Annotated in this window: 6 protein-coding genes; 4 read left to right on the top strand and 2 right to left on the bottom strand. The window is 40.0% G+C overall.

Features of this window, described 5'->3' with window-relative positions:
* Nucleotides 1–496: 496 nt before the first annotated feature.
* Nucleotides 497–2,437 carry a ribosomal protection-like ABC-F family protein gene (gene abc-f, locus FTT91_RS13700; protein ID WP_180169661.1) on the bottom strand — a complete coding sequence of 647 codons (1,941 nt, stop codon included), beginning with the start codon at nt 2,435–2,437 and terminating at the stop codon, nt 497–499.
* Nucleotides 2,438–2,824: 387 nt separating this feature from the next.
* Between abc-f and FTT91_RS13695 the strand changes: the two genes are divergently transcribed.
* The 3 genes from FTT91_RS13695 (at nt 2,825) to erpA (ending at nt 5,501) form a co-directional block, all read left to right on the top strand.
* Nucleotides 2,825–3,841 carry a putative solute-binding protein gene (locus tag FTT91_RS13695; RefSeq protein ID WP_180169660.1) on the top strand — a complete coding sequence of 339 codons (1,017 nt, stop codon included), beginning with the start codon at nt 2,825–2,827 and terminating at the stop codon, nt 3,839–3,841.
* Nucleotides 3,842–4,024: 183 nt separating this feature from the next.
* Nucleotides 4,025–5,032, top strand: a complete 1,008-nt coding sequence (locus tag FTT91_RS13690; protein ID WP_131261901.1) for a putative solute-binding protein — start codon at nt 4,025–4,027, stop codon at nt 5,030–5,032.
* A 133-nt stretch (nt 5,033–5,165) separates the two neighbouring features.
* Nucleotides 5,166–5,501: an iron-sulfur cluster insertion protein ErpA gene (gene erpA / locus FTT91_RS13685; RefSeq protein WP_004969742.1), complete on the top strand. Its 336-nt coding sequence runs from the start codon at nt 5,166–5,168 to the stop codon at nt 5,499–5,501.
* A gap of 131 nt (nt 5,502–5,632) precedes the next feature.
* Here the strand turns inward: erpA and FTT91_RS13680 are convergent, their stop codons facing one another.
* A complete protein-coding gene (locus FTT91_RS13680; RefSeq protein ID WP_004969740.1) occupies nt 5,633–6,760 on the bottom strand; it encodes an anhydro-N-acetylmuramic acid kinase in 1,128 nt (375 codons plus the stop codon).
* A 63-nt stretch (nt 6,761–6,823) separates the two neighbouring features.
* On the opposite strand from FTT91_RS13680, the gene tyrS reads away from it, so the two are divergent.
* Nucleotides 6,824–8,056 (top strand): tyrosine--tRNA ligase, encoded by a 1,233-nt coding sequence (gene tyrS, locus FTT91_RS13675; RefSeq protein ID WP_180169659.1) that lies wholly within the window; start codon nt 6,824–6,826, stop codon nt 8,054–8,056.
* The last annotated feature ends 1,243 nt before the right edge of the window (nt 8,057–9,299 follow it).

Here is a 9,299-nt window from a genome sequence, read left to right as displayed (position 1 = left end):
AAATTCATGCACGTGTAGCAGTCCTCAACAGATTTACGGAATTAGGTCGACCACTTACCCAAGTTACGCCTTAAATTTGGCTCAATTAGGGGCGCTTTGCATTTCAAATCTTTGTGCAACAAAGCCAATTTAAAATAACAGTTAGTTTGAGTTGTGGATAACTAAGTTTTTGCTTTTAAATTTAAATTGTAGATTTTGAATTTAAAAATCACACTGAGTTTTAAATTCAAAACTTCTTGCTTGGTAGCTATGCTGTCTTACTTTTATTCAGGGTGGGGGTGTCATACAACTATGCTGTGGTGCAAGATTGATAAGTAAAAATAAACAAACGCAGAGAGTGACTTAAATTTCTTTGCGTGGTTATTGTGAAGATAAACTAAAGATTAAAACTATTACGAATGTGTCTTATAAGTATGGAACATACACAATGCATATTCTACGAAATATGATGAGATTTAACCCTATTTAGCATAGCGTTAAAATCTCATCGGTATGGCTATTCAAAGCTACTTTCGAGTTCTTCCAATTCCATCATCAATTCAAGCATTTGTTCTTCTGCCTGCGCCAATTTGGTTTTCAGATCATTTTGCTCATTCATGAGTTTGAGCAAATCATCTTTACGGTTGGCATCGTAAAGGGCAGGATCTGCCAGTTCGGTTTCAATTTCAGTCAGACGCGGTTGAATTTTTTCAATTTGCGCTTCGTATTTTTCAATATTTTTACGAATAGGGCGAGTTTGTTCACGGCGTTGTGCTGCCAGTTTGCGTTGAGCTTCTTTATCTACTTTGACTAGGTTAGTCTTGTTCTCAACCACTGGACTTGGATTGGATGGAGCTGTGTTGGATGTACCTTGCTTAAGCATGTCTGCACGAGCTTGGCGTAACCATTGGGCATAATCTTGTAAATCGCCTTCAAATTCTGTGCATTGTCCTGCATGAACCAAGAGTAAGTCATCGCAGACACTGGCAATTAATTGACGTTCGTGTGACACCAATACCACTGCACCTTCATAATCCTGTAATGCCATGGTTAAGGCATGTCGCATATCTAAGTCTAAATGGTTGGTCGGTTCGTCCAGAATCAGTACGTTAGGACGTTGCCAGACAATTAAAGCCAAAGCCAAACGTGCACGTTCACCTCCTGAAAAACTTTCACAAGGCGTGTCCATACGTTCGCCACTAAAACCAAAACTGCCTAAAAAGGCGCGTAAAGTGGCTTCGCTGATTTTTTTATCGGCAATGCGTGCCAGTTGTAGCATCGGGCTGGCGCTATCATCCAAAGCATCCATTTGATGCTGTGCAAAATAGCCAATATTGAGTAATTCTGAGGCTTTGCGAGTACCTGCCAATAACGCCAATTCACCCACTAAGGATTTAATTAAGGTCGATTTACCTGCGCCGTTCATCCCCAATAAACCAATACGACTGGTCGGGGTAATTTGTAGGTTAATTTTGCTGGCAATCACTTTGTCTGCATAACCAATGCTGACTTGTTCCAAGGTCAGTAAGGGTGAGCTCATTTTGGTCGGTTCACGGAAACCAAAGGTAAATGGTGTATCTACATGCGCAGGGGCAAGCAATTGCATGCGTTCCAATTGCTTGATACGGCTTTGTGCCTGCCGTGCTTTGGTGGCTTTGGCTTTAAAACGATCAATATATTTTTGTAAATGTGCACGGGTTTCTAATTGTTTTTCATACGCTTGTTGATGTTGTGCCAAGCGTTCACTGCGTGTGGTTTCAAAGGTTGAATAATTGCCTGTATATAAAGTCAGTTCACTATTTTCAATATGTAAAATATGATCGGTAATGGCATCTAAAAAATCACGGTCATGGGAAATCAGCACCAAAGTTCCCGCATAGGCTTTAAGCCAGTCTTCTAACCATAAAATTGCATCTAAGTCTAAGTGGTTGGTTGGTTCGTCCAGTAATAATAATTCGGAGCGACTCATTAAGGTACGCGCCAAATTTAAACGCATGCGCCATCCACCAGAAAAACTACTGACCGCCAAGCTGTTTTGATGTTCCATAAAACCTAAACCTGCCATCAGTTGTGCGGCTTTGGCGGGTGCGGTATAGCCATGAATTTCATCAAAACGACCATGCAAATGTGCAAGTTGGTCATTATTTAATTGTTCAGGATGTTGCAGTTGTTGTTGAATGTTCCAGTATTCTTCATCACCCGACAGCACAAAATCAATCGCAGGCAAATCCAATGCTTTAACTTCCTGTGCCATGTGCGCCACAGTCCAGCCTTGCGGACGGCTCAACGTACCTTCGTCTGGGGTTAAACTACCTAAAAGCGCAGCAAATAAACTGGATTTTCCTGCACCATTGACACCTGTAAGACCGACTTTCCAGCCTGGATGGATTTGCATAGACGCTTTTTGAAATAAAACACGTCCACCGCGGCGTAAAGAAACTTGGTCAAGTTGAATCATGGTGTTTACTGGTCACAACAAAAGTTGGGCATATTCTAATGGAAGCCCACCAGAAAACAAAAATAAGCCCAGTTTTATTTGTGATTTGCGAAAAATCTCTTTTGTGATGTTTAAAAATTATGATCTAACAACAGGCTTTTTTTATGACTTTGTAAACAAGCACAAAATACGTGCATGTTGGAAATGATCTTTATTTTGATCTAAATCTATAAAATATAAGTGAATTATGAAATAAAAATGATCGCTTAAATAAGGCAGTATAAGGTTTTGGCAGAATTGACAGATGAAATTCGAGTAAATGCTCTATTTTTTTAATTTGAACTTGCTTAATATTTGTTTCGTGTACGGACACTCAAAAATAAAAAAATCTGTAGAAGGATCGAAACAATGAAAAAAATATGGGTCAGCGCAACATTGACAGCATTCGCAGCGATCGGTTTCAGTGCTCAGGCGCAAGCAGCAAAAGTAGATGTATGTGTCTTTGACTTACTGGGTAAGTCAGGTGAATCTTTTCAGATGGCACAAGAGTGGGCGCTAGCAGCAAAAGGCTGGGGTGCAGAAGTCAATTTAATTCCACGTCAGGATGAAGCTGTCGCAGACAATGATTTTAAAGCAGGCAAATGTGATGGGGTATTTATGACCGCCATGCGTGCTCGCCAATACAATAAATTTGCAGGCTCGATTGATGCTTTAGGTGGTGCGCCAAGTAATGCGATTGCACAACGTGCCATCAGCTTTGCTTTAGATCAACGTAATGCAGCGAAAATGGTTACCAATTTAGGTGGCAAGAAATATGAAGTTGCGGGTATTTCACCTTTAGGTTCGGCCTTTATTTTTGTGCGCGACAAGAATATCAGCTCGATTGAAAAAGCAGCAGGGAAAAAGTTTGCGGTATTGGGCTATGACGATGCACAAAAAATTATGGTGCAGCGTGTAGGTGCACAAGCTGTCATTTCTGATGTATCTAACTTTGTGGCGAAGTTTAACAATGGTCAGGTCGATATGGTTGGTGCGCCTGCCTATGCGTACAAACCTTTAGAAATCTACAAAGGTTTAGGCAATAACGGGGCGATGTTTAACTTCCCAGTATTACAAGTGACCGCTGACTTTGTGATTCGTCCTGAACAATTCCCTGCGGGCTTTGGGCAAAAATCACGAGATTGGTTTGTAAAAAACCTACCTAAAGCGATGAGTATGATTAATCGTTTAGAAGGTGAAATTCCAGCCAAATATAAAATGAACTTGAGCGCAGAAGATAAAACCAAATATCAAAAAATGCTACGTGATGGACGTATGAATATGACCAAACGCGGCATTTATGATCCTGCCATGATGAGTGTGTTAAAACGTGCTCGTTGTTCTGTCGAAAAAACCAATTTTGAATGTTCACTTGGTGGTGAATAGATTGATTTTTAATAAAAAAACCTAGAAAAGTCTAGGTTTTTTTATATTGAAAGATTCGTCAATTGAGCCATATCAGCCAAAGATCAAAATTCGCTAATCTTAGCTTGATGAAAAGAACAGTGATGCAAAATTGAAGTTTAGATCAATTTTGCCCAGAAAAACAAAAATGGAAGGAACTATAAAATGAAACAATGGACGCAAGCTTTATTATTTGGTGCAGGCTTATCTTTAGCCGCCAGTGCAGTGCAGGCCAAGCAAGTGGTCTGTGTATTCGACTTGGTTGGTAAAAACGGTGATGTCTATAACTTAATGCAAGATTATCAATTGGCGGCCAAAAACTGGGGCGCAGAAATTGAGTTACGCGTAGGTCAAAACGAAGGCGTGATTGCAGAAGATTTTAAAGCAGGAAAATGTGATGGTATTAGTGTGACGGGCATGCGTGGTCGTCAATTTAACCATTTTACAGGCTCATTAGATGCAATTGGTGCGATTCCAGATTTAAAACTGGCAGTTAAAGTCATGCAAGGTTTGGCGAGTCCTGCTTTTGCCAAATATATGCGCAATGGTCAGTATGAAGTCGCAGGTGTCATTCCTGTGGGTGATGCCTTTTTGATGGTGAATGACCGCAGTATTAATAGTGTCGCCAAAGCCGCGGGGAAAAAAATTGCTGTTTTAGATTATGACCAAGCGCAAAAAATTATGGTACAGCAAATTGGTGCGCAAGCAGTAAGTGCCGATGTCACCAATTTTGGCAGTAAATTTAACAATGGTCAGGTCGATATTATTGGTGCGCCTGCTGCAGTATTCCGTCCTTTGGAACTACATAAAGGCTTAGGCACTAAAGGCGCGATTGTGAATTATCCAATTTTACAGGTCACGGGCAATATTATTATCCGCCCAGATAAATTCCCTGCAGGTTTTGGGCAAAAATCACGTGAATGGGTGAAAGGGCAGTTACCACGTGCCTTTGGTATTTTAGGCAAAATGAAAGCCGATATTCCTGCAAAATATTGGATGCAAGTGCCTGCAGCAGATCAACCGGGTTATCAAAAAATGATGCGTGAATCGCGGATTGATTTAACTAAACGTGGTGTTTATGACAAACGCATGATGAAATTATTGTGGCAATTCCGCTGTAAAGAAGCGCCAACCAATTTTGAATGTGGCTTGCAGGACGAAAATTACAAATAATTGGAGAATCTTGAGGTAATTACTCAGAATTCACTTTAATTCTGCATCACCGTCCCAATATTGAGTATGCTATACTTGATAAGTGGTCTTTTTGCAGAAAAGACATCTGAATTGTACCTGAGGAAAATCCATCATGAATGCCCAAGCACTTGAGCTCACCGACAACGCTGCTAAAAAAGTTCGCCAATTGCGTGACAGTGAAGGTAATCAAGACTTAATGCTACGTGTATATGTGACAGGTGGCGGTTGTTCAGGATTTTCTTATGGCTTTAACTTTGCGGAAAGCCAAAATGAAGATGATGCAGAATTTGTGAATGGCGATGTAAAAATGCTGGTCGATTCACTCAGCTATCAATATTTAGTTGGCTCGGTAGTGGACTATATTGAAGGCTTGGAAGGTTCGCGTTTTGTGGTACAAAACCCGAATGCAACCACGACTTGTGGTTGTGGTTCTTCATTCTCAATCTAAGTATAATTTAAATATTTTTGAGTATCAGCATCTGAAAAAGTAGATTGATGCACTCAAAATGATCAAAGCCTTTCCTATATAGAAGAGGAAAGGCTTTTTTGTTGCTACTGATCTGGTTTAAAAGTGCATCCTTAAACCAAAGTCATGGTACCTAAAATGCGATCACCTTTAGCCCCTGTGACCGCAGGTAAATTGCCACTTAATTGCTGACAAAAACGCATTGCCAACCAAGCAAAGGCGGTGGCTTCGACCCATGTTGGGTTTAGCCCTAAATCGGCTGTACTTTGTACAGTCCATTGATGTTTGCGCAAACGCCAGCGCAATTGCTCTAGCAAATAAGAATTATAGGCACCACCGCCACAGACATAGACTTCACCTGTATCCATGCCTGAACGATAAATGGCTTTTTTAATCGCGCGGGTGGTGAGCTTTAATAAAGTCGCTTGAATATTTTCAGGATTATCTTCCAGCTCGTCATATTCCACATCATTGCGCCAATCGGCAACCTGTTCATCTAGCCATTCCAAGTTAAAGTCTTCGCGCCCTGTACTTTTGGGTGGTTCTTTAGAGAAAAAAGCATGGGCTTGTAAACGATCTAACAAGCTGCGAATCGGATGTCCATACGCAGCCCAATTGCCATTTTCATCATAAGGTTGTCCTGTGTAACGCTCACACCAAGCATCCATTAAAATATTGGCAGGCCCTGTATCAAAACCCGATACTGCTTCGGGCTGTCCTGCAGGCAACAAACTGACATTGGCAATGCCGCCTAAATTTAAAATTACCCGATGAATACTCGGATGTTGGAATAAGTTTTGATGGAAAGCGGGCACTAACGGTGCGCCTTGTCCGCCTGCAGCCATGTCACGACGACGAAAATCTGAAATTACAGGAATTTGGGTGATTTCGGTGATGATGTTCGGATCACCAATTTGTAAAGTAAAAGCATGTTCAGGACGATGACGAATGGTCTGGCCATGCGAACCAATCGCTTTAATTTGAGATTTATCCAGTTTATTTTTTTCAATCAGGCTGTTAATACCATGTCCAATCATGGTGGCTAAAGCCACATCTGCTTTGCCCATGCGGTCAATTTCATTGTCACCTGGCAAAGTCAGTGCCATGAGTTCGTCACGTAAATCGGGATCAAACGGCAAAGTCAGGGTCGCGTGGAGTTGCAGTGGATCAAAAGAAGCAGCAACAAGATCGACACCATCCATACTTGTGCCCGTCATTACCCCAATATAGATCGCTGTCATGGTTATTCTATAGCCTGCAATATGCTGAAAAAGTGTTAGTATATCGCACAAATTGAATAACTGATGTGTTTGGATTTCGTGATGTCAAATTTCCTGCCGGCTGAAGAACAACTTGCCCTCATTCAACGAGGCACGCATGAAATTATTTCTGAAGAAGATCTTCTAAAGAAATTAAAAGAGAATCGTCCTTTAAAAATTAAGGCGGGGTTTGACCCGACTGCACCTGATTTACACTTGGGGCATACGGTATTAATCAATAAATTAAAAGTATTCCAAGACTTAGGTCACGAAGTATTTTTCTTGATTGGCGATTACACTGCCATGATTGGTGACCCAACAGGTAAAAGTGCTACACGTCCGCCGTTGTCACGTGAAAAAGTCTTGGAAAATGCCAAAACGTATCAGGAACAAGTTTTTAAAATTCTTGATCCAAATAAAACCAAAGTGGTGTTTAACTCTGAATGGTTTGCAACAAAAACTGCAGCAGACTTAATTCAGTTGGCATCGCAGCAAACCGTAGCGCGTATGTTGGAACGTGATGACTTCACCAAGCGTTATAACAACCAGCAACCGATTGCGATTCACGAATTTTTGTATCCGTTGGTACAAGGTTATGACTCGGTGGCATTACAAGCCGATGTAGAATTGGGCGGTACAGACCAGACCTTTAACTTGTTGATGGGACGTACCTTGCAAGGTCGTTATGATCAGGAAGCGCAAGTTTGTATTACTGTGCCAATTCTTGAAGGCTTAGATGGCGTGAATAAAATGTCTAAATCTTTAGGCAACTATATTGGCGTATTTGATGCACCGGGTGCGATGTATCAAAAAGTCTTGTCGATGCCTGATAGTCTGATTGAGCGCTATTTTGAGTTACTCAGCTTCAAGTCGATGGATGAAATTGAAATTTTGCTTAAAGAAATGGCAGAAGGTCGTAATCCGCAAGAAATCAAAAAGATTTTGGCACTCGAATTGGCTGAGCGTTTCCACGGCAGCGAAGCTGCAGCCAATGCGCATAAAGGTGCGGGTAATATTATTACTGAAGGTGAATTACCTGAAGGTACGCCAGAAGTAACGATTTCACGTGCTGAATTTGGTGGTGAATTATTTATTGCTTCTATTGTACGTGCTGCAGGTTTAACCAAAAATGCCGCACAAGCCAAAGATGCTGTTGCACGTGGCGCAGTAAAAGTAGATTGGAATGTGGTTGATGCAGGTTTCTCGGTCAAAGAAAACGCAACATATATTATTCAGGCGGGTAAAAAAGCCATTGCCAAAGTCACATTTACGGACTAGATCCATTCTAAGTGATTGAAATAAAAGCAGGCTTCGGTCTGCTTTTATTTTCTGTTTGGTATATTAATTATATGAATAAGTAAATTCAAAAAAAACCTTATAAAAACAACACTTAAATTTTGCCAAGCAGCTTGCATTTTTGCTCAGTTATGTATAAGATTTACCCATCTAGACACAGTGTACAAAACAGATCTAGAGGGTACTTATAACTATAGCTCCACAATTTACAAGTCCCTTCCCCAAGGGACTCTTTTTTTCGTATAACTATAATAATGATATATGGATCGCATATAGATTCAACTCCGAGGGAGAGATTTTGGGAGAGATCTCTTTCTTTTTTTTGCCTCTAGTTTTGTTGTGGTTTATATCTAAAGGTAAAATGTAAGATTACTTCTCTTTGTTTTATAAAAATTTTCTTAAAACTTTAAGACCTAAATTCAAAATTCAAAGCTAAAGCTACTTTTATACGGCAAAACCTCTTGTAGGTAGTGCATGTGGATGGCGCGATCTAAACTTGTTGAATAGAGGAGTAGACTCATTCGACTTGAAATCAATAATGTAAATGCTGAACACCAACTTTTAATCAACGGACAAGACCTCCACACTGATATGAAATCAATGATAGGTACGCCGTATGTAGGAATATGATTCTGGATAATGCAAAAGCATTTTTAACTGAGATGTAAAATTTTTTTAGATATCATAAGACAAAAAGAATTGTATACATTGGCAATCGTTGATTACAGCCTGCAAAACTTGACCGATTTGAGCCCATAAAAGTATGGATAAAAAAGCCCTCTTTACTTTGTAGATGTGAGTTTTTATTTAAATTTGATGAAAAAATAGCTAAAAAATTAAAAAACCAAGTATTTTTGTAGAAAAAAAATACATACGTGAAAAATATCCTAATTTGGGGCTTGCAAAGATTTTGAAATCCCCTAGAATGCACCCATCCCGACGCGAAACAGCCTACGAACTTAGCTTACAGGGTTAAGTTGTTAGAAGTGTTTTGTGTTAAAATTTCTGCTGACGAGGCAGAAATTGAGATCATTAAGAGATTATGAAGAACAACTTGTGTGGATTTTTACTGATTGATTGATCGAATATATTTCATTAATTGATTGGTTTAAATTACTCGAAGTTTATTTGAGCGAAATTTAAGTCAGAAAATTGATGAGCCAGATTTGGAAGTTTAGATTAAAACTTCAAAATGATTTTAACTGAAGAGTTTGATCATGGCTCA

The organism is Acinetobacter sp. YH12021 (assembly GCF_013420145.1).
Lineage (GTDB): Bacteria > Pseudomonadota > Gammaproteobacteria > Pseudomonadales > Moraxellaceae > Acinetobacter > Acinetobacter towneri.
Note: the sequence above shows the minus strand (reverse complement) of the source record. Positions and strands in the feature narration are given on the sequence as shown.

Excerpts from the sequence above, each read along its gene's own strand:
- abc-f (WP_180169661.1), bottom strand. The coding sequence starts at position 2,437 with ATGATTCAACTTGACCAAGTTTCTTTACGCCGCGGTGGACGTGTTTTA.
- FTT91_RS13695 (WP_180169660.1), top strand. The coding sequence starts at position 2,825 with ATGAAAAAAATATGGGTCAGCGCAACATTGACAGCATTCGCAGCGATC.
- FTT91_RS13690 (WP_131261901.1), top strand. The coding sequence starts at position 4,025 with ATGAAACAATGGACGCAAGCTTTATTATTTGGTGCAGGCTTATCTTTA.
- erpA (WP_004969742.1), top strand. The coding sequence starts at position 5,166 with ATGAATGCCCAAGCACTTGAGCTCACCGACAACGCTGCTAAAAAAGTT.
- FTT91_RS13680 (WP_004969740.1), bottom strand. The coding sequence starts at position 6,760 with ATGACAGCGATCTATATTGGGGTAATGACGGGCACAAGTATGGATGGT.
- tyrS (WP_180169659.1), top strand. The coding sequence starts at position 6,824 with ATGTGTTTGGATTTCGTGATGTCAAATTTCCTGCCGGCTGAAGAACAA.